This window comes from uncultured Sphingomonas sp., assembly GCF_937871615.1.
Lineage (GTDB): Bacteria > Pseudomonadota > Alphaproteobacteria > Sphingomonadales > Sphingomonadaceae > Sphingomonas.
The window spans coordinates 1-18,817 of record NZ_CALMPA010000028.1 but is presented as its reverse complement, the minus strand read 5'-3'; the positions used below and the strand labels follow the sequence as shown (position 1 = coordinate 18,817).

Sequence of the window (18,817 nt, the reverse complement as noted above, 5' to 3'; positions counted from 1 at the left end):
CGCACGGCAGCCCGTGGGATTACGATCGCCGCGTGCCGATCCTGTTCTGGCGCAAGGGGATCGCCGGGTTCGAACAGCCGCTGTCGGTGGAGACGGTGGATATCGTGCCCACGCTCGCCGCGACGATCGGGCTGGAGGTGAACGGCCTCGATGGCCGCTGCCTCGATCTCGACGCCACCGCCGCTTCGACCTGCCCGCGATAATCGCGCTACCCGGCGGCCAGCATCTCCCCCAGCCGGCGTGATACCGCGCCGGCTGGATAGGGCTTCTGGATCACCGCATCATCCCCCACCTGCGGCAGCGCGAGCAGATCGGCAAAGCCGGTGACGAACAACACCGGCAAACCCGGTCGCAACCCACGCGCCTGCGCGACGAATTCCACCCCGTTCATTCCCGGCATCGCGAAATCGACCACCGCCGCGTCGATCGCCATATCGCGCTTCATCGCCCCCAGCGCGCCCGCGCCGTCGCCCGCCTCGATCACCGTTGCGCCCGCGTCTCGCAATTCCTGCGCGGTTACCGCGCGCACATATTCGTCGTCATCGAGCACAAGCACGGTTCGCCCGGCGACGGAGCCGCCTCCGGCCACCGCCGGTTCGGCCGCGCGCGATTGCGATGCGGAGGCCGCGCGCGGCAGATAGACGCTCACCGTGGTGCCCTTGCCCGGCGCGGTATCAATCCGCACCCCGCCGCCCGACTGCTTCACAAAGCCATAGACCTGCGCCAGCCCCAGCCCCGATCCCTTGCCGACCTCCTTGGTGGTGAAGAACGGCTCGAACACGCGCGCGCGGACCGCCTCGGTCATGCCTTCCCCGGTGTCGGAGACGGATACCATCACATATTCGCCAGCCGGCGGCTCCTCGGACGAGGCCGGCTCGGCCAAAGCGACATTGGCCGTGGCGACGGTCAGCCTGCCCCCCGCCGTGCCCATCGCATCGCGCGCGTTGATCGCGAGATTGAGCACGACCAGTTCGAACTGCGTGGGATCGACCAGCGCAGGCCACAATTCCGGCGCGAGCCGCGTATCAATGGTGATCGCGCGGCCAAGCGTGCTCTCCATCAATTCGCGCATCCCCTCGATCGTCCGGTTCAGCTCGACCACCCTCGTCTCAAGCCGCTGCCTGCGCGAGAAGGCGAGCAGTTGCGCGGTCAGCGCCGCGCCGCGCTCCGCCGCCATGCGCACATGCTCCAGCCGCTGCCGCGTCCGCGCGTCCGCGCCGTCGCCGAGCGAGCGTTCGAGCATTCCGACATTGCCGAGCACCACCGTCAGCAGATTGTTGAAATCATGCGCGACGCCGGAGGTGAGCTGCCCCACCGCCTCCAGCCGCTGCGCCTGATGCAGCCGCGCCTCCACCCGCTGGCGTTCGGCGATTTCCTCGACCAGTTCGCGAGTGCGCTCCGCGACCCGACGTTCCGATGCTTCGCCCGCGAGATGCGCTTCGCTCACATCCACCGCGCAGCAGACGAAGCCGCGATACGCCCCGTCAATGATCCGCGGCCGCGCCTCGGCATGAACCCAGCGCGCGTCGCCGGTGGCGGTCATCAGCCGCAGATCGCCGCCGATCGGCTTGCGCGCGATGGCGGCACGCTCCCGCATCACGGCGACCGCCGGGCGATCCCCCGGCAGATACAGCCGCGTCCAGCCATCGCGAATGATCTCCACCGGCGGGACGCCCAGGAAGATTTCGAAGAAGTGATTGGCGAACACGATGTCGCCATGCTCGTCGGTCTGCCAGATCAGCGCCGGCAGTGAATCGGCGAGATTGCGGAACCGCTCCTCGCTCTCGCGCAGCGCCTCGCGTTCCTGTCGCCTGCCGGTGATATCGAGCAGGGTTCCGGCGACACGCACGCAGCGTTCGCCTTCGAAGATCGCGCGCCCCTTCGCCGTCAGCCAGCGCATCGCGCCATCGTCGGCGCGCGTCATGCGGAAGTCGATATCTATCGCGGCGCGCCGGGCCGGATCGACCGCCGCCTCCAGGCTGTGCGCCACCGCCGCGAGATCATCGGGATGCACGCAGCCGTAATAATCCTCCATCGTCATCGCCCGATCGGGCGGAAAGCCGAACATCGCCTTGCCGCGATCGGACCATGTGCCCAGCCCCGCCGGCAGGTGGATATCCCATGTCCCGATCTCACCGGCCTGCGCGGCGAGTTCAAGCGACTCCCGGCTGCGCGCCAGCGCCTGTTCGGCGCGATAGCGATCGGTGACATCGGTGCCCTGAACGAAGATGCTAGTCACCGCCCCGGTGGTGTCGGTGATCGGCTGGAACACGAAATCGACGTAGCGAACCTCCGGTTCGGCATCCCGCTGCCGCCGCAGAATCACCTGCGCGCCACTGTCGCTATAAGGCTGGCCGCTCGTCCGCACCCCATCGAGCAGCGCGATATAGCCCTGGCCCACGATTTCCGGCAGCACCTCGCGCGCGGAGCGGCCGATCACCTCCCCATCGCGATCGCCGATCAGTTCGCGACAGGCGCGGTTGACCAGCTCGAACCTGTGATCCGGCCCGCGCAGCACCGCGGCGAAACCGGGCGCCTCCTCGAACATCTGCGCCAGCCGCGCCCTGTCCTCCGCCACGGCGCGCGCCGCACGCACCCGCCCGGTGGTTTCCGAAACGATGCACAGCACCCCGCCGACCGAGCCATCCTCGATCCGCACCGGCGAATAGGATACGTCGAAGAACACCTCCTCCGCGAAACCGGCGCGCTCGATGCAGAACGGGCGATCCTTCGCCGCGAAGGTTTCGCCGCTGGCGCGGACATGCGCGAGCAGCGGCTCCAGATCGCTCCATGCTTCACGCCACGCCTCGCGCGCCGGGCGACCAAGGGCGGCGGGATGCTTGTCACCGATCGTCGGCGCATAGGCATCGTTATAGAGCGCGATATAATCATCGCCCCAAAACAGGATGATCTCCACGCTGGCGGGAAGCATCAGGCTGACCGCGTTGAGCAGTGATTGCGGCCAATGTTCGATCGGGCCGAGCGGCGAGGCCGACCAATCCTTCGCCAGCATCATCGCACCCAACGCGCCGCCGCCGGCGAATTGCCGCGCGACTTCGTGCAGGTCTACGGTCAAGCCGCCCATCGCCGCAGACATTATCGCTTCCGCGCCGTCACGCAAAGCGCGAACGATGGCGCGGGCGCGCAAAGCGAGCTAATCCCCTGAACGATGAAGCCAGCGTTCCGATCAATCCATGCCCATCGCCTGCTGCGCGTCGCCGCGGCGACCCCGCGCGCCTCGGTCGGCGATGCCGCCGCCAACGCGCAGGCCGCGATCGCGCTGGCGCGTGAAGCGCATGACGCGGCGGTCGATCTGGTCGTTTTCCCGGAACTCAGCCTCACCTCCTATGCGATCGACGATCTTCACCTGCAAACGGCGCAGCAGGAGGCGACGCTCGCCGCTCTGACGCAGGTGGCCGACGCGACGCGCGCGCTTCGCCCGGTGCTGCTGGTCGGCGCGGCGCTGGCGCGGGGCGGACGGCTCTACAATTGCGCGGTGGCGATCGCGCGCGGGCGGGTGCTGGGCGTGGTGCCCAAGACGTTCCTGCCCAATTACCGCGAATATTATGAAAAACGCTGGTTCGCGAGCGGCGCGGGCCTTGCCGGGCTGACGATCGCGATCGGCGACCATGAAGTGCCGTTCGGCACCGATCTGATCTTCGCCGCGAGCGATCTGCCGCATTTCACCTTCCACGCCGAGATTTGCGAGGATTATTGGGCGCCCACCCCACCCTCCACGCTGGGCGCGCTCGCCGGGGCGCTGGTGTGTTGCAACCTTTCCGCCTCGAACGTCACGATCGGCAAGGCGCGTGAACGCGCGATCCTCTCCGCCGCGCAATCCGCCCGCGCGATCTGCGGCTATGTCTTTTCCGCCGCGGGGCCGGGGGAAAGCACCACCGATCTGGCGTGGGACGGCCAGGGCACGATCCACGAGATGGGCGAACTGCTCGCGGAATCGGCGCGGTTCGGCCATGATCCAGAATTGTGCATCGCCGACATGGATTGCGAGCGGCTGACGCAGGAGCGCGCGCGCACCGGCACGTTCAACGATGCCGCCGCGCTCGCCGGCCATCCCGAAACGCGCTTCCGCCGCATCGCCTTCGCCCATCAACCCGATTTCGCCGATGTCGGGCTGCGCCGCGCGCTGCGCCGCTTCCCGTTCGTGCCCAACACGCCCGAGAAGCGCGACGCCGATTGCTACGAAGCGTTCAACATCCAGGTGGAGGGGCTGGCGAAGCGGCTGGAGGCGACGGGCGCGAAACGGCTGGTGATCGGCGTATCGGGCGGGCTGGATTCCACCCATGCGCTGATCGTCGCGGCCAAGGCGCTCGATCGGCTCGGCCGCGCGCGGAGCGATATCCTTGGGGTGACGATGCCCGGTTTCGCCACCAGCGACGGCACCAGGGCGAATGCGTGGAAACTGATGCACGCGCTGGGCATCACGGCGGAGGAGATCGACATCCGCCCCGCCGCCCGGCGAATGCTGGAGGATATGCGCCACCCCTTCGCGAACGGCGAACCGACATATGACGTGACGTTCGAGAATGTGCAGGCGGGGCTGCGCACCGATTATCTGTTCCGCCTCGCCAACCAGCGCGACGGGATCGTCGTCGGCACCGGCGATCTGTCCGAACTGGCGCTCGGCTGGTGCACCTATGGCGTCGGCGATCAGATGAGCCATTACGGCGTCAACGCGGGCGTACCCAAGACGCTGATCCAGTTCCTGATCCGCTGGTGCATCGCGAGCGGACAATATGATCGCGAAACCGACGCGGTGCTCGACGCGATCCTTGCGACCGAGATCAGCCCCGAACTGGTCCCCATCGGCGCCGATGGCGCGATCCAGAGCACAGAGGCGCGGATCGGCCCCTATGCGCTCAACGATTTCTTCGCGCATCACGTGATCCGTTATGGCCTGGCCCCATCGAAGATCCTGTTCCTCGCGTGGCACGCATGGCGCGACGCGAACGCCGGGCGCTGGCCGGAAGGCGTGCCCGAGGCGGCGCGGGTGGCCTATGATCTCGATACGATCCGGGGCTGGCTGGAGAAATTCCTCCGCCGCTTCTTCCAGATGAGCCAGTTCAAGCGATCCGCGCTGCCCAACGGGCCGAAAGTGTCATCGGGCGGCGCGCTCAGCCCGCGCGGCGACTGGCGCGCGCCGAGCGACGGAACGGCGGCGGCGTGGCTGGCGGAACTGGCGCGCTGGGATTGAGCGAACGCGGCGTCAGCGCCCGTTGAACACCGGCGCGCGCTTTTCGAGGAACGATGCCATGCCTTCGCGGAAATCCTCCGAACGGAACAGCGGCAGCAATTGCAGATAGACGTGCTGGACATGCGTATCGAACGGCTCGTCCAGCCCCATGCGCATCATGCGCTTCGCTGCCTGCACCGCGAGCGGCGCATTGGCCGCGATCTCCAGCGCCAGCGTGCGCGCCACCTTCGCCACCTCGCCCGCCGGAACGACGCGGTTGACCAGCCCGTCCGAAAGGCACTCCGCCGCGCCCAATGTGCGCCCGGTGAAGACGATCTCCGCCGCCTTCGCCCAGCCGAGCATACGCGGCAGGAACCATGTGCCCCCCGATTCCGGCAGCACCCCGCGCTTGACGAAGGCGGGCGCGAGCTTCGCATCATCGGCCATCACGCGGATATCGCAGCCAAGCGCGAGATCCATGCCATAGCCCGCCGCCGATCCGTTCAGCGCGCAGATCACCGGCTTGTCCATCGCGAACAGCACGGTGGGGGGCGTGTTGCGCAGGTCGATCGTCGCGCCGAAGGTGGCGGCGGACGATCCGATCCCCTCCCCGCTCGATGCGGCATTGAGGTCCAGCCCGGCGCAGAAGGCGCGTCCGGTGCCGGTCAGCACCACCACCCGCGCCGCCGCATCGGCATTGGCGCGCAGCAACAGCGCGGTGAGTTCGTCCAACATCGGGACGGAGATGGTGTTCATCCGCTCCGGCCGATCGAGCGTGATCGTCGCGACCATATCCGCGACTTCGTAGCGAACGTCCGCCATCACAATCCTCCCGCCATCCGCGAAACGGTCGCGGCGTAATCGCGCATCGTCTCGTCGAGGATCTGCGCGACCGGCTTCACCTCGTGGATGCGTCCGGCGACCTGCCCGGTCAGCGCGATGCCCGCTTCCAGATCGCCCTCGAAATAGACGCGCCGCGTATCGGCAAATTCACCGAAGATATTGGGCGAGCCTTCCGCCGCCAATCGGCTGGTGCGCTCGGTGCGCAGCGCGCGCAGCGCGGGGCCGGGGCCTTTGCGGTTGAGAAACACGGTGTCGGTCGCGTCCGCGTCGATGATCGCCTGTTTCCAATTATCATGCACCGGGCTTTCGGCGGAGGAGAGGATGCGCGTACCCATCAGCACGCCCTCCGCGCCCAGCGCGAACGCCGCCGCCATCGACCTGCCGTCCACGATCCCGCCGGCGGCGATCACCGGCACGTCCACCGCCTCCACCACCTGCGGCACCAGCACCATCGTCGATACGTCCTTCGGGTTCTTGAACCCGCCGCCCTCGCCGCCCTCCACGATCAGCCCGTCCACCCCCGCTTCCACCGCGCGCAATGCGCCCGCGAGATTGGGGACGACATGGAACACCGTGAGGCCCGCATCCTTCAACATCGCGGTATATTTCATCGGATCGCCAGCGGATGTGGTGACGAACTTCACCCCCTGATCTATCACGAAGCGCACGATATCGGGATCGCGGACGAAGGCCTGGGCGACGTTCACCCCGAACGGTTTGTCGGTAAGCTGGCGCATCCTGACGATCTCGTCGCGCACCGCGTCCAGCTCGCCCGACGAGGTTTCGATGATCCCCATGCCCCCGGCATTGGACACCGCGGACGAAAGCTGCGCGCGGGCGATCCAGCCCATCGCCGCCTGGACGATCGGCTTTTCGATCCCCAGCATTTCCGTGACGCGCGTTTTCACCGCCATGTGCCACATCCTCTTCCGCTCTCTTTTTAGAAGAACGGGTTGGCATGAAGCACGGGTCGGCGCCAGCCCGAAATGGGCCGGCGCCGAAACATGGGTATGCTATTCCGCCGCGACGGCGGCTGCTTCCGGCTCCTGCCACACCAGCCGCGGCTTGCGCGCGGCGAGCGTCTCGTCGAGCCGGCTGCGCGACGCGAAATGCGGCGCGGTGCGCAGCGACGGATCGCCCGCACGCGCACGTTCCGCCACCGAGCGCAGCGCGCCGATGAACTGATCGAGCGTCGCCTTGCTCTCCGTCTCGGTCGGCTCGACCAGCATCGCGCCATGGACGACGAGCGGGAAATACATCGTCATCGGGTGGAAACCCTCATCGATCAGCGCCTTGGCCACGTCGATCGTGGAGAAGCCTTCCGCGAAGCCCGCGTCCGAGAAGATCGCCTCGTGCATACATGGGCCGGATGCCGCGAACGGCGCGTCGAGCACGTCTTCAAGGCTGCGCAACATGTAATTGGCGTTGAGCACCGCATCCTCGGCCACTTGCCTGAGCCCATCCGCGCCGTGGCTCAGGATATAGGTGAGCGCACGGGTGAACATGCCCATCTGGCCGTGGAACGCGGTCATCCGACCGAAGCTGTCGGCGTGATGATCCTGCGCGGTTTCCTCCTCGACGATGACGAAATGCTCACCGCGCTTCTCGACGAACGGCAGCGGCGCGAACGGGGTGAGCCGCTCAGAGAACACCACCGGCCCAGAGCCCGGCCCGCCGCCGCCGTGCGGGGTGGAGAAGGTCTTGTGCAGATTGATATGCATCGCATCGACGCCGAGATCGCCCGGACGAACCCGCCCGACGATCGCGTTGAAGTTCGCGCCATCGCAATAAACGTAGCCGCCGGCGGCGTGGACCGCCTCGGAAATCGCCTTCAGGTCGCGCTCGAACAGGCCGCAGGTATTGGGGTTGGTAATCATCACCCCCGCGACATCCGGCCCCAGCCGCGCCGTCAGTGCCGCGGTATCGACGCGGCCATCGGTGGTGGCGGGAATGTCCTCGACCGAGAAGCCGGCGAACGCGGCGGTGGCGGGATTGGTGCCATGCGCGCTTTCGGGCACGAGGATCACCTTGCGATGCCCCTCACCGCGCTTTTCCAGCGCCGCCTTGATGGCGAGGATGCCGCACAATTCGCCATGCGCGCCCGCCTTGGGGCTCATCGCGACCGAGTGCATCCCCGTCAGCGTCACCAGCCAGTGCGCGAGTTGCTGAATCACCTCCAGCGCGCCCTGCACCGAATCGATCGGCTGGAGCGGATGAACATCGGCGAAACCGGGCAACCGCGCCATTTTCTCATTGAGGCGCGGATTGTGCTTCATCGTGCACGATCCGAGCGGGAACAGCCCCAGGTCGATCGCGTAATTCTGCCGGCTGAGGCGCGTATAATGCCGCACCGTTTCCGGCTCGGACAGGCCCGGCAGGCCAATCGGCGCGCTGCGCGCGAGGCCGCCGAGCTTCGAAGTGGCGGTGACGGGGGCGGCAACCTCCACCCCGGTCGTGTCGCGGTCGCCAATCTCGAAGATCAGCGCCTCCTCAAGCATCAGCGCCTTGTTGCCGGTGAAGGTGGGGGCGGTGCTGTTCCCCTGCTCCGGGGTCGTCGGGCGCCAGCCGCTCTGGTTGATCGCGGTCATGCCAGCACCTCCTGAAGCGCGTTTGCGAGTGTTTCGACATCTTCGGGCGTCGTCGTCTCCGTCACGGCGACGACCAGCCCGTTCGCGAGGCTCTCGACCCCCGGGTAGAGCCGGCCCAATGACACGCCCGCCAGCACGCCCTTGTCGGCCAGCGCGCGGACGATCGGCCGCGCCTCCTTGCCGAGATCGAGCGTGAATTCGTTGAAGAACATATCGTTGACCAGCCGCACGCCCGGCACCTTCGCCAGCCGCTCCGCCGCGACGACTGCGCCGGCATGGTTGGTGGCGGCCAGCGCGCGCAACCCCGCCTCGCCCAGCAACGTCATGTGGATGGAGAAAGCGAGCGCACACAGCCCGGAATTGGTGCAGATGTTAGACGTCGCCTTCTCGCGCCGGATATGCTGTTCGCGCGTGGAGAGCGTCAGCACGAAGCCGCGCCGCCCGTCGGCATCCACCGTCTCGCCGCACAGCCGCCCCGGCATCTGGCGGACATATTTGTCCTTGCAGCCAAACAGGCCGACATATGGCCCGCCGAACTGGAGACCGACGCCGAGCGACTGGCCCTCGCCGACGACGATATCGGCATCCATCTCGCCCGGCGACTTGAGCGCGCCCAGCGCCACCGGCTCCGTCACCACCGCGACCAGCAGCGCCTTCTGCGCGTGGCAGGCGTCAGCCAGCGGGCGCAGATCGGCGATGCGGCCAAGGATATCGGGATATTGCACGACGACGCACGAGGTATCGCCGTCGATCTTCGCGATCAGCGCATCGAGATCGGTATCGGCCCCGAGCACCGGCAGCGACACATCAAGCGCGTCGCCGGTATATTTCGCCATCGTCTTCGCGACCGACACGTAATGCGGATGCAGCCCACCCGACAGGATCGCCTTGCCGCGTTTGGTGATGCGCCGCGCCATGCCGATCGCTTCCCAGCACGCGGTCGAGCCATCATACATGCTGGCGTTCGCCACATCGGTGCCGAGCAGACGCGCCACCTGCGTCTGGAACTCGAACAGCATCTGGAGCGTGCCCTGCGCGATTTCCGGCTGATAGGGGGTGTAGGCGGTGAGGAACTCGCCGCGCTGGATCAGGTGGTCGACGCTCGCCGGGACGTGATGGCGATATGCGCCGCAACCGAGAAAGAACGGCGCCTCGCCCGCCGAGAGATTCTTGCGCGCCAGCGCGGTCATATGGCGCTCCACCGCCAGTTCGCTGGCATGGTTCGGCAGCCCGGCGATCGGGCCGGCGAGGCGGACGGATTCGGGCACGTCGACGAACAGATCGTCGATGGAGGAGGCACCGATAACCGCGAGCATGGCCTCGCGATCCGGCTGGGTGAGCGGAAGATAACGCATCAGGCGGGCTTTCTCATCGTGAAGCGCAGACGGACGTAATCGGCGATCCAGCCGCCGTCCGGCCTGCGCAGTCGGTCGGCAAGGCGCGCGTCGATCGCATCGGCGATCGCGCCATGGGCGGCGGGCTCGATCCCGGCGGCTGCGAACGCGCCGGGCATGAAAGTGGTCACCCAGCCGCGTGCGCCGCTGGGCAACGGGGTGGGGCGCGGGATCAGTTCGGCGGCGATATCGGTGAAGCCGGCATCGCGATAGACGCGGGTGAATTCGTCAACGCCGGGATACCAGTGAAGCGCGCTTTGCGGCACGGCATGGCCGCGCTCGGCCAGTTCGGCATTGATGCCTTCCCACAAGGCGGCGCAATTCCCGGCCCCGCCCATCTCGCCAACGAAGCGCGCGCCGGGCTTCAGCGCGCGCGCGACGCCGTGCGCCACCGCCCCCGCATCGCGCATCCAATGCAGCGCGGCATTGGAGAAGGCGGCATCGAACGCGCTGTCGAAATCCAGCGCGTCTCCGCTCATCACCCGCGCATCCAGCCCGCGCGCGCGCGCCGCCGCGATCATCTCGGGCGAGGAATCGACGCCAACCACCATCGCGCCGGTCGCGGCGATTTCGGCGGTGAGCACGCCATCGCCACAGCCGACATCAAGGATGCGCTCCCCCGCGCGAGCGCCAAGCAGGGCCATCACCGGCTGCCCCAGCGCCGGGACGAAACCGGCGTTGGCGGCATAGGCCTGGGGATCCCAATGCGAGGCGGGCGAACGGCTCACAGCTTGGCGACGAACGCCTGGTAAGCGGCTTCATCCATCAGCGCCCCAAGCTCTGACGGATCGGACAGCGTGATCTTGAAGAACCAGCCCTCCCCTTCCGGATCGGAATTGACCAGCCCCGGCTCATCAGCGAGCGCGGGATTGCCCTCGACCACGGTGCCCGACACCGGCGAATAAACGTCGCTGGCGGCCTTCACGCTTTCCACCACGGCGGCATCGTCGCCCTTGGCGAGCGTCTTGCCGTCTTCGGGCACATCGACGAACACGATGTCGCCAAGCTGGCCCTGCGCATATTCGGAGATGCCGACCGTGCCGACTTCGCCATCGACATCAATCCATTCATGGTCTTCGCTGAAATAGCGGCTCATCTTATTTCACTCCTCGGAAGTAACGGTGGGGAACGAAAGGCATCGCGGTGACGATCGCGGCATGGGTCTTGCCGCGCTGGGAAAGCTGAACGCGCGTGCCGGGCGCGGCGAGCGCGGGCGGAACATAGGCCATCGCGATCGGCGCGCCGACCGTGGGGGCGAAGCCGCCGGAAGTGACCTTGCCGACTTCGCCGCCACCGGCATCGAGCACCGATGCGCCCTCGCGCACCGGCTGGCGCCCCTCGACCAGCAGGCCGACGCGCTTTGCCGACGCGCCGTTCTCGCGCTCCGCGAGGATGCGTGCGGCACCGGGGAAATTGCCTTCCTCGCGGCGGCGCTTGAACAGCGCGAAGCCGAGATCGGCCATCACCGGGGTGATTTCGGGGGTCATGTCATGACCATAGAGCGGCAGCCCGGCCTCAAGCCTGAGCGAATCGCGCGCGCCCAGGCCGATCGGCTTCACCTCCGGCTCAGCGGTCAGCGCGTCGGCCAGCGCCTCGGCCGCCTCGGCGGGAACCGAAATCTCGAACCCGTCCTCGCCGGTATAACCCGAGCGGCTGATCCACAGCTCATGCCCCTGCCATTCGAAGCGCGCGCCCTGCATGAACACCAGCGTATCGACCCCCGGAACAAGCCGGGCCAGCACGTCCACCGCCTTTGGCCCCTGCAACGCGAGCAGCGCGTGATCGTCCATCAGGTTGAGCGTCACATCATCGGGCAGGCGCTCGATGATATGGCCGATATCGTCATATTTGGTCGCGCCGTTGACGACCATGTAAATCCGGTCCTTCGCCTGGCGCGTGAGCATCAGATCGTCGAGGATGCCGCCCGCCTCATCGAGCAGCAGCGAATAGCGCGCGCGATTGAGCGCAAGGCCGGCGATATCGGCGGGCATCAGCGCCTCCAGCGCGGAAACCGCATTGTCGCCGGTGAAGACAAGCTGGCCCATATGGCTGACATCGAACAGCCCGGCGGATTCGCGCGTCCACAGATGCTCGGCCATGATGCCTTCATATTGGACGGGCATGTGATAGCCGGCGAATTCGACCATGCGACCGCCCTTCGCGCGATGCCAGGCATCGAGCGGCAGGGTCTGGATCGGCGGCTCCTCGTAATTGTCGTCGCTCGGGCGCTGGTCGCTCATGGGGCATCTTCCGCATAGAAAGGGCGATGGACGCGGGGGTGCTACCCGTCGTCGATCCGTTTACCCCCTCTGTCACGGGACCTGAGAGCTTCCCCCGGACGACGGCACCCTATCAGGCGGCGCGCGGGGTTACCCCTTCGGTGAGGCGCGGCTGAAAGCCATGCCTGCTTTCCAGAGCATCGTTTGGCCCGTGCGGTCCTTTTGCCTGAGAGATTCCGGGGTGGTTGCTCCTTCGGCGGCCACCCTGCCACCCTGAAAGGGCGGCGTGGGCGGCGCTCTCCCGCGTGTGCCTTGCCGGTTGCCCGGATCACGATGCGCGAGGCTCTGACCGCGCGGGAGATTTGAGTCAATCGCGTTTCGCGCGATCAGCCGATCATTTCGCGGTCAGCCGGAACAACCGCCCCTCCGCGCCGCGCGCGCCATCCTCCAGCAGCCAGATCGCGCCGTCGGGCGCCTGCGCCAGCCCGCGCACGCGGAAGCCCATGTCCCACTGGTCGGCGGGCACGGCCTTCGCGCCGTTGACAGTGACGCGCACCAGCGCCTTGCCGGACATGCCCGCGATCATCAGCGAGCCTTTGTATTGCGGGAACATCGCACCCGAATAGGCGATCAACCCGCCAGGCGAGATCGTCGGCGTCCACCACAGGGCCGGCGCGGCGAATTCCGGCTTGGACGGATGCGCCGGGATCGGGGCGCCCGAATAATTGATGCCGTTCGACACGATCGGCCAGCCATAATTGCCGCCCGGCCTGAGGAGATTCAGCTCGTCGCCGCCCCTCGGCCCCATCTCGACCTCCCACAGCCGCCCGTCCGGGGCGAAGGCCAGGCCATAGGGATTGCGATGCCCGAGCGTCCAGGTCTGCGCGCGGACCCCGCCCGTCTTGTACTGCGGATTGCCCGGCCACGCCGCGCCATCGAGCGTGAGGCGCAGAATCTTGCCCAGCGCCTGATTCGGATCCTGCGCCGGGGTGAAACGCTGGCGCTCGCCGGAGGACAGGAACAACGACTTGCCATCGGGCGCGAAGGCGATCGCCCCGCCGAACTGCTCGCCCGGCCCGTCCGATCCGGCGCGCCAGATCACGCGCTGGGCGCTGAGCCTCGCGCCGTCGAACACCGCCTTCATCAGCGCAAGGCTCGCCCCGCCATTGGGGCGCGGCTCGGAATAGCTGAGGTAGATCGTGCGGCTTTTCGCGAAATCGGGCGCGAGCGCCACGCCGAGCAGGCCGCCCTGGCTGCTCAGCTTCACCCGCGGCACGCCCGCCACATCGGAAACCTTGCCGTCCGCCGCGCGCAGTTTGAGCGCGCCCGGCTTCTCGGTGATGAGCGCGGCGCCGCCCGGAAGCATCGCGATCGCCACTGGCTGATCGAAATCGCCGATCTGCGTCACGGTAAACGGCGGCGGGGTGAGCGGCAGATTAGCGTGTCCCGTCGTCGCCGGGATGTTCCTGATCCCCGGTTCCGCCGGCGAATCCCGCGGCACCGGATCGTTCGCGCCCGGCGGCTGCGGCCCCTGCGGCCCCTTCAGCGCCTGCGGATCGCTCGGCTGCTGCGCGGAACAGGCCGTGCCGACAAGCAGCGCGAGGACGAACGGATAGCGGCGAATCATGTGGCTCTCCCGGCGGTTTGACGGCGCATCGCCTAACACAATATCGCCGTGCGGTTGCCAGCTTGCGTCGCGGGCGGGTTCGTCATATATCGCCCGTGCTTTCTCTACATCGCCAGATGAAGAGGTCGCGGGGCCTGGCCTCGCGGCGGCAACCACTCATGCACGGAGCACCGATGGCGGATATCGCCGTATTGACCGGATTGATCGCACCCGAGGCGCAAGCGCTCGGATTCGACCTCGTGCGCGTGCGGATGATGGGCCGGGGCGACGAACGCACGCTGCAGGTGATGGCGGAGCGCCCGGAAACACGGCAACTCACCATCGACGATTGCGCGGAACTGTCCCGCCGCATTTCCGACGTGCTCGATCGGGAAGACCCGATCCCGGACGCCTATCGGCTGGAGGTTTCCTCCCCCGGCATCGACCGCCCGCTGACCCGGCCCGGCGATTTCGCCGACTGGTCCGGCCATGAAGCGCGGATCGTGCTCAGCGCGCCGATCGACGGGCAGAAACAGTTCAAGGGCGAACTCGCGGGGCTCGACGGCGAGACGATCGCGATTCGCCAGAAAAGCGGCACGATCGCGCATATTCCCTTCGCCAGCGTGGTCGACGCCAAGCTGGTGCTGACCGACAAGCTCATTCAGGCAACCGTCCCGCTCTCCGCCGAGGGCGCGGAAGAAGAAATCGAAGCAGAGGAAACCGAATAATGGCCACCGGCGTGACTGCTAACCGGGCTGAGCTGATCGCGATCGCGAATTCCGTCGCCAGCGAGAAGATGATCGACAAGGCGATCGTCATCGAGGCGATGGAAGACGCGATCCAGCGCGCCGCGCGCACCCGCTACGGCCAGGAAATGGACATTCGCGCCAAGCTCGACGCGAGCAACGGCGATCTGCGCCTGTGGCGCGTCGTCGAGGTGGTCGAACTGGTCGACGACATCTACAAGCAGGTCGACCTGAAGGGCGCGCAGAAGCTTCAGGCGGGCGCCGTGGTGGGCGATTTCCTCGTCGATCCCCTGCCCCCGATCGAATTCGGCCGCATCCAGGCGCAGGCGGCGAAGCAGACGATCTTCCAGAAGGTCCGCGATGCCGAGCGCGAGCGCCAGTATGAGGAATTCAAGGATCGCGCCGGCGAGATCATCACCGGCGTCGTCAAGCGCGTCGAATTCGGCCATGTCGTGGTCGATCTCGGGCGCGCCGAGGGCGTGATCCGCCGCGATGCGCAGATTCCGCGCGAGGTGGTGCGCGTCAACGATCGCATCCGCAGCCTGATCCTGAAGGTGGTGCGCGAGAATCGCGGGCCGCAGATTTTCCTCAGCCGCGCGCATCCGGATTTCATGAAGAAGCTGTTCGCGCAGGAAGTGCCCGAAATCTACGACGGCATCATCGAGATCAAGGCCGCCGCCCGCGATCCGGGCAGCCGCGCCAAGATCGGCGTCATCAGCCATGATTCGAGCATTGATCCGGTCGGTGCCTGTGTCGGCATGAAGGGCAGCCGCGTGCAGGCGGTGGTGCAGGAAATGCAGGGCGAGAAGATCGACATCATCCCTTGGTCGCCCGACACCGCCACCTTCGTCGTCAACGCGCTTCAGCCGGCGAACGTCAGCCGCGTGGTGATCGACGAGGAGGAAGATCGCATCGAAGTGGTGGTGCCCGACGATCAGCTCAGCCTCGCGATCGGCCGTCGCGGCCAGAACGTGCGACTCGCCTCGCAGCTCACCGCCAAGGCGATCGACATCCTCACCGAAACCGACGCGAGCGAGAAGCGCCAGCAGGAATTCGTCCGCAATTCCGAACTGTTCCAGAACGAGCTGGACGTGGACGAGACGCTGGCCCAGCTCCTCGTCGCCGAGGGCTTTGGCGAGCTGGAAGAAGTCGCCTATGTCGAGCTGGACGAGCTGGCCGGGATCGAGGGCTTCGACGAGGATCTGGCACAGGAACTCCAGAGCCGCGCACAGGAAGCGCTGGATCGCCGCGAGGCCGCCGCACGCGAGGAACGCCGCGCGCTGGGCGTCGAGGATGCGCTCGCCGAATTGCCCTATCTGACCGAGGCGATGCTCGTCACGCTCGGCAAGGCGGGCATCAAGACGCTCGACGATCTCGCCGATCTCGCCACCGACGAACTGGTCGAGAAGAAGCGGCAGGAGCCGCGCCGACGCAACGACGATGCCCCGCGCAAGCCGGAGCATAAGGGCGGCGTACTCGCCGAATATGCGCTGTCCGACGAACAGGGCAATGAGATCATCATGGCCGCGCGCGCGCACTGGTTCGAGGACGAAGACGCCGCCGCCGGCAATGACGACGGCGAAGCGGCGGAGGCATCGGAAGCCTGATGCCGTTCGTCTCGATCCGATTGGCAGGCTCCGCGACAAAGGAGCAGAAGGCGGGGCTGGTGGCCGATGTCACCGCGTCGCTCGTCTCGCGGCTGGGCAAGAACCCGGCCGCGGTGCAGATCGTGATCGAGGAAGTGCCGACCGAAAACTACGCCTCCGCCGGCATCCTGATCGCCGATCGCGATGCCCCCGCCCGCCAGCCTGAGGGAGACGCTCATGCGGAACCCTCGCAATGAGAAGCTAGCGGAGCCCACCCGCACCTGCATCCTCGGCCGCGAGCACGCGGCGCGCGACACGCTCGTGCGCCTCGCGCTCGGGCCGGATGGGCGCGTGCTGCCCGATGTGCGCGCCAAGGCGCCGGGGCGCGGCGCGTGGATCGGCGTCACTCAGGCGGAGCTTGCCGCCGCCGCCGGGCCGAAGGGCAAATTGCGCGGGGCGCTGGCGCGCGCGTTCAAGACCAGCGATTTCACGATTCCCGATGATCTGCCCGCGCTGATCGCCGCCGCGCTGGAACGCAACGCGCTCGACCGGCTCGGGCTCGAATCGCGCGCGGGCACGCTGCTGACCGGCGCCGAACGGATCGTCGCCGCCGCGCGCGGCGGGCAGCTTCAGGCGCTCTATCACGCGGCGGACGCCGCCGACGACGGGCGCGGAAAGCTCGCGCAGGCGTGGCGTGTCGGCTCGGATCGCGAGGGCAGCGATCTCAAGGGGCTGGCGCTTCCGCTCGAACGCCCCATATTGTCGATGGCGCTGGGCCGCGAGAACGTGGTACATATCGGCGTCACCGACCGCCTGGCGGCCGCGCGACTGGGCGAAGCGCTCGGTCGCTGGCTGCACTTTATCGGCCCTGAACTGAACCCGGCACCTTGCGAAACGGCCTCGCAAGGCGCATCGACGCCCGGACCTTCCGGGCAACCGGCCGTGACGACGCACGAGGAATTTGAGTGAGCGAGACCGACAACGACAAGCCGAAACTTGGCATGCGCGCGCCTTTGGGGCTGAAGCGCACGGTCGAGACCGGCAAGGTGAAGCAGAGCTTCAGCCACGGCCGTTCGAACACGGTGGTGGTCGAGGTGAAGCGCCGTCGCATGATCGGCCCCGGCGGCGCCCCCGCCCCGGAACAGGCGCAGGAAGCCGCGCCGCAGGAGGTCTCCGCCCCCGTCCAGCACGCGCCGGAGCCGCCGCGCCCCGTGTCGCGCCCGCCCGCCGGCGAAACGCCGCAGGAACGTCAGGCACGCATGTTGCGCGAGGCCGAGGATCAGCGGATGCACGCGCTGGAGGATCAGCGCCGCCGCGAGGAAGCGCAGCGTCAGCGCGCCGCCGAGGAAGAAGCGCGTCGCGCCGAGGAAAAGCGCGAAGCCGAGGCGAAGGCCGCCGCTCAGCCAGAGCCGGCGCCCGCCCCGGCACCGACGCCAGCCCCGGAAGCGCCCAAGGCCGTAGAACCCCAGGCCACCCCGCCCGCGGCTGCCGAGGCCCCCGCGCCTGAGCCTGTCGCGGTCGAAGCCAAGGCCGTGGAGCCGGCGGCACCCGCCCCAGCCGCGCCGCCAGCGCCGAAGAAGGTTGCAGCCGCCGCGCCGCCGCCTCCCCCGCCGGTGATGTCGCTCGGGCTCGATCCGTCGATGCCAGCGCCACGCCGGTTCACGCCCGTCGTTCGGCCCGAGATTCCCAAGCCCAAGCCCAAGGCCGCCGAGCCGGCGAAGCCCGCCGCGACGGCAGCGGCGGCGTCCGCCGCTTCCGCACCCGCCAGCGGTGGCGGCCAGCAGCGCAGCCTGCCTTCGGGTCAGGCGACCCCGCGCAACGCGCCCCCGGCGCGCGCGCAGCAGCGCGATCGCAAGGGCGATGAGCGTCGCGGCGGCAAGCTCACGGTCAATCGCGCGCTGAGCGAGGAAGGCGCCCGCGCGCGCAGCCTCGCCGCGCTGAAGCGTGCGCGTGAAAAGGAACGTCGCTCGCAATTCGGCGGCCCGCGCGAGCCGCAGGCCAAGCAGGTCCGCGACGTGCAGGTGCCGGAGGCGATCACCGTCCAGGAACTCGCCAACCGCATGGCGGAAAAGGGCGCGGACCTCGTGAAGGCGCTGTTCAAGATGGGCTCGCCCGTCACCGTCAACCAGACGATCGACCAGGATACCGCGGAACTGCTCGTCACCGAATTCGGGCACAATATCGTGCGCGTCTCGGATTCGGATATCGACCTTCAGGTCGAGGTGGACACCGATGACGAGGCGGATCTCAAGCCGCGTCCGCCGGTGGTGACGATCATGGGCCATGTCGATCACGGCAAGACCAGCCTGCTCGACGCGCTGCGCGGCACCGATGTGGTGCGCGGCGAGGCCGGCGGCATCACCCAGCATATCGGCGCCTATCAGGTTACGCTGAAGGACAAGTCCAAGATCACGTTCCTCGATACGCCGGGCCACGAAGCGTTCACCGCGATGCGCGCGCGTGGCGCCGACGTGACCGATATCGTGGTGCTGGTGGTCGCCGCCGACGACGGGCTGATGCCGCAGACGATCGAGGCGATCAATCACACCAAGGCGGCCGGCAAGCCGCTGATCGTGGCGATCAACAAGATCGACAAGCACGAGGCCAATGCCCAGCGCGTGCGCGAGCGCCTGCTGGAGCATGA

Annotated in this window: 15 protein-coding genes, 1 pseudogene and 1 riboswitch; of the genes and pseudogenes, 7 read left to right on the top strand and 9 right to left on the bottom strand. The window is 67.7% G+C overall.

Annotated elements, in window-relative coordinates:
- Positions 1 to 203: pseudogene (locus tag Q0316_RS08055) on the top strand (alkaline phosphatase family protein); the annotation flags it as partial.
- Between the two features lie 5 nt (positions 204 to 208).
- Here Q0316_RS08055 and Q0316_RS08050 read toward each other — a convergent pair.
- Positions 209 to 3,085 carry a PAS domain S-box protein gene (locus Q0316_RS08050; protein WP_298671156.1) on the bottom strand — a complete coding sequence of 959 codons (2,877 nt, stop codon included), beginning with the start codon at positions 3,083 to 3,085 and terminating at the stop codon, positions 209 to 211.
- A gap of 84 nt (positions 3,086 to 3,169) precedes the next feature.
- On the opposite strand from Q0316_RS08050, the gene Q0316_RS08045 reads away from it, so the two are divergent.
- Complete coding sequence (locus Q0316_RS08045; protein ID WP_298671154.1) at positions 3,170 to 5,212, top strand: NAD(+) synthase; 2,043 nt, start codon at positions 3,170 to 3,172, stop codon at positions 5,210 to 5,212.
- Between the two features lie 12 nt (positions 5,213 to 5,224).
- Here the strand turns inward: Q0316_RS08045 and Q0316_RS08040 are convergent, their stop codons facing one another.
- The 8 genes from Q0316_RS08040 to Q0316_RS08005 form a co-directional block, all read right to left on the bottom strand.
- Complete coding sequence (locus Q0316_RS08040) at positions 5,225 to 6,013, bottom strand: enoyl-CoA hydratase-related protein (protein ID WP_298671153.1); 789 nt, start codon at positions 6,011 to 6,013, stop codon at positions 5,225 to 5,227.
- Positions 6,013 to 6,948, bottom strand: coding sequence for a nitronate monooxygenase (locus tag Q0316_RS08035; RefSeq protein ID WP_298671152.1), 936 nt, complete (start codon positions 6,946 to 6,948; stop codon positions 6,013 to 6,015). The genes Q0316_RS08040 and Q0316_RS08035 overlap by 1 nt, the downstream gene beginning before the upstream one ends.
- Before the next feature lie 99 nt (positions 6,949 to 7,047).
- The gene (gcvPB, locus tag Q0316_RS08030) at positions 7,048 to 8,622 is read right to left on the bottom strand and encodes an aminomethyl-transferring glycine dehydrogenase subunit GcvPB (protein WP_298671150.1); all 1,575 of its coding nucleotides are present in this window, start codon (positions 8,620 to 8,622) and stop codon (positions 7,048 to 7,050) included.
- Positions 8,619 to 9,977, bottom strand: coding sequence for an aminomethyl-transferring glycine dehydrogenase subunit GcvPA (gene gcvPA / locus Q0316_RS08025; protein WP_298671148.1), 1,359 nt, complete (start codon positions 9,975 to 9,977; stop codon positions 8,619 to 8,621). The genes gcvPB and gcvPA overlap by 4 nt, the downstream gene beginning before the upstream one ends.
- On the bottom strand, positions 9,977 to 10,744 hold the full coding sequence (locus Q0316_RS08020) for a trans-aconitate 2-methyltransferase (protein ID WP_298671146.1): 768 nt from the start codon (positions 10,742 to 10,744) through the stop codon (positions 9,977 to 9,979). Before Q0316_RS08020 ends, gcvPA begins: the two co-directional genes overlap by 1 nt.
- Positions 10,741 to 11,112 carry a glycine cleavage system protein GcvH gene (gcvH, locus tag Q0316_RS08015; protein WP_298671144.1) on the bottom strand — a complete coding sequence of 124 codons (372 nt, stop codon included), beginning with the start codon at positions 11,110 to 11,112 and terminating at the stop codon, positions 10,741 to 10,743. Before gcvH ends, Q0316_RS08020 begins: the two co-directional genes overlap by 4 nt.
- Position 11,113: 1 nt before the next feature.
- A complete protein-coding gene (gene gcvT / locus Q0316_RS08010; RefSeq protein ID WP_298671143.1) occupies positions 11,114 to 12,256 on the bottom strand; it encodes a glycine cleavage system aminomethyltransferase GcvT in 1,143 nt (380 codons plus the stop codon).
- 183 nt (positions 12,257 to 12,439) lie between these two features.
- Positions 12,440 to 12,549: riboswitch (glycine riboswitch) on the bottom strand.
- Between the two features lie 80 nt (positions 12,550 to 12,629).
- Positions 12,630 to 13,862, bottom strand: coding sequence for a PQQ-dependent sugar dehydrogenase (locus Q0316_RS08005; protein WP_298671142.1), 1,233 nt, complete (start codon positions 13,860 to 13,862; stop codon positions 12,630 to 12,632).
- Positions 13,863 to 14,035: 173 nt separating this feature from the next.
- Here Q0316_RS08005 and rimP point away from each other — a divergent pair, with 173 nt between their 5' ends.
- The 5 genes from rimP to Q0316_RS07980 form a co-directional block, all read left to right on the top strand.
- Positions 14,036 to 14,569, top strand: coding sequence for a ribosome maturation protein RimP (gene rimP / locus Q0316_RS08000; RefSeq protein ID WP_298671141.1), 534 nt, complete (start codon positions 14,036 to 14,038; stop codon positions 14,567 to 14,569).
- Positions 14,569 to 16,194 (top strand): transcription termination factor NusA, encoded by a 1,626-nt coding sequence (nusA, locus tag Q0316_RS07995; RefSeq protein WP_298671139.1) that lies wholly within the window; start codon positions 14,569 to 14,571, stop codon positions 16,192 to 16,194. Before rimP ends, nusA begins: the two co-directional genes overlap by 1 nt.
- Positions 16,194 to 16,430 carry a 4-oxalocrotonate tautomerase family protein gene (locus tag Q0316_RS07990; protein ID WP_298671137.1) on the top strand — a complete coding sequence of 79 codons (237 nt, stop codon included), beginning with the start codon at positions 16,194 to 16,196 and terminating at the stop codon, positions 16,428 to 16,430. Before nusA ends, Q0316_RS07990 begins: the two co-directional genes overlap by 1 nt.
- Entirely contained in the window at positions 16,411 to 17,142 is a 732-nt protein-coding gene (locus Q0316_RS07985; protein WP_298671135.1) for a DUF448 domain-containing protein, read from the top strand. The genes Q0316_RS07990 and Q0316_RS07985 overlap by 20 nt, the downstream gene beginning before the upstream one ends.
- The coding region (locus Q0316_RS07980; protein WP_298671133.1) for a translation initiation factor IF-2 N-terminal domain-containing protein at positions 17,139 to 18,817 on the top strand (1,679 nt) is incomplete at its 3' end. The genes Q0316_RS07985 and Q0316_RS07980, both read left to right, overlap by 4 nt.

Excerpts from the sequence above, each read along its gene's own strand:
- Q0316_RS08050 (WP_298671156.1), bottom strand. The coding sequence starts at position 3,085 with ATGGGCGGCTTGACCGTAGACCTGCACGAAGTCGCGCGGCAATTCGCC.
- Q0316_RS08045 (WP_298671154.1), top strand. The coding sequence starts at position 3,170 with ATGAAGCCAGCGTTCCGATCAATCCATGCCCATCGCCTGCTGCGCGTC.
- Q0316_RS08040 (WP_298671153.1), bottom strand. The coding sequence starts at position 6,013 with ATGGCGGACGTTCGCTACGAAGTCGCGGATATGGTCGCGACGATCACG.
- Q0316_RS08035 (WP_298671152.1), bottom strand. The coding sequence starts at position 6,948 with ATGGCGGTGAAAACGCGCGTCACGGAAATGCTGGGGATCGAAAAGCCG.
- gcvPB (WP_298671150.1), bottom strand. The coding sequence starts at position 8,622 with ATGACCGCGATCAACCAGAGCGGCTGGCGCCCGACGACCCCGGAGCAG.
- gcvPA (WP_298671148.1), bottom strand. The coding sequence starts at position 9,977 with ATGCGTTATCTTCCGCTCACCCAGCCGGATCGCGAGGCCATGCTCGCG.
- gcvH (WP_298671144.1), bottom strand. The coding sequence starts at position 11,112 with ATGAGCCGCTATTTCAGCGAAGACCATGAATGGATTGATGTCGATGGC.
- gcvT (WP_298671143.1), bottom strand. The coding sequence starts at position 12,256 with ATGAGCGACCAGCGCCCGAGCGACGACAATTACGAGGAGCCGCCGATC.
- Q0316_RS08005 (WP_298671142.1), bottom strand. The coding sequence starts at position 13,862 with ATGATTCGCCGCTATCCGTTCGTCCTCGCGCTGCTTGTCGGCACGGCC.
- rimP (WP_298671141.1), top strand. The coding sequence starts at position 14,036 with ATGGCGGATATCGCCGTATTGACCGGATTGATCGCACCCGAGGCGCAA.
- nusA (WP_298671139.1), top strand. The coding sequence starts at position 14,569 with ATGGCCACCGGCGTGACTGCTAACCGGGCTGAGCTGATCGCGATCGCG.
- Q0316_RS07990 (WP_298671137.1), top strand. The coding sequence starts at position 16,194 with ATGCCGTTCGTCTCGATCCGATTGGCAGGCTCCGCGACAAAGGAGCAG.
- Q0316_RS07985 (WP_298671135.1), top strand. The coding sequence starts at position 16,411 with ATGCGGAACCCTCGCAATGAGAAGCTAGCGGAGCCCACCCGCACCTGC.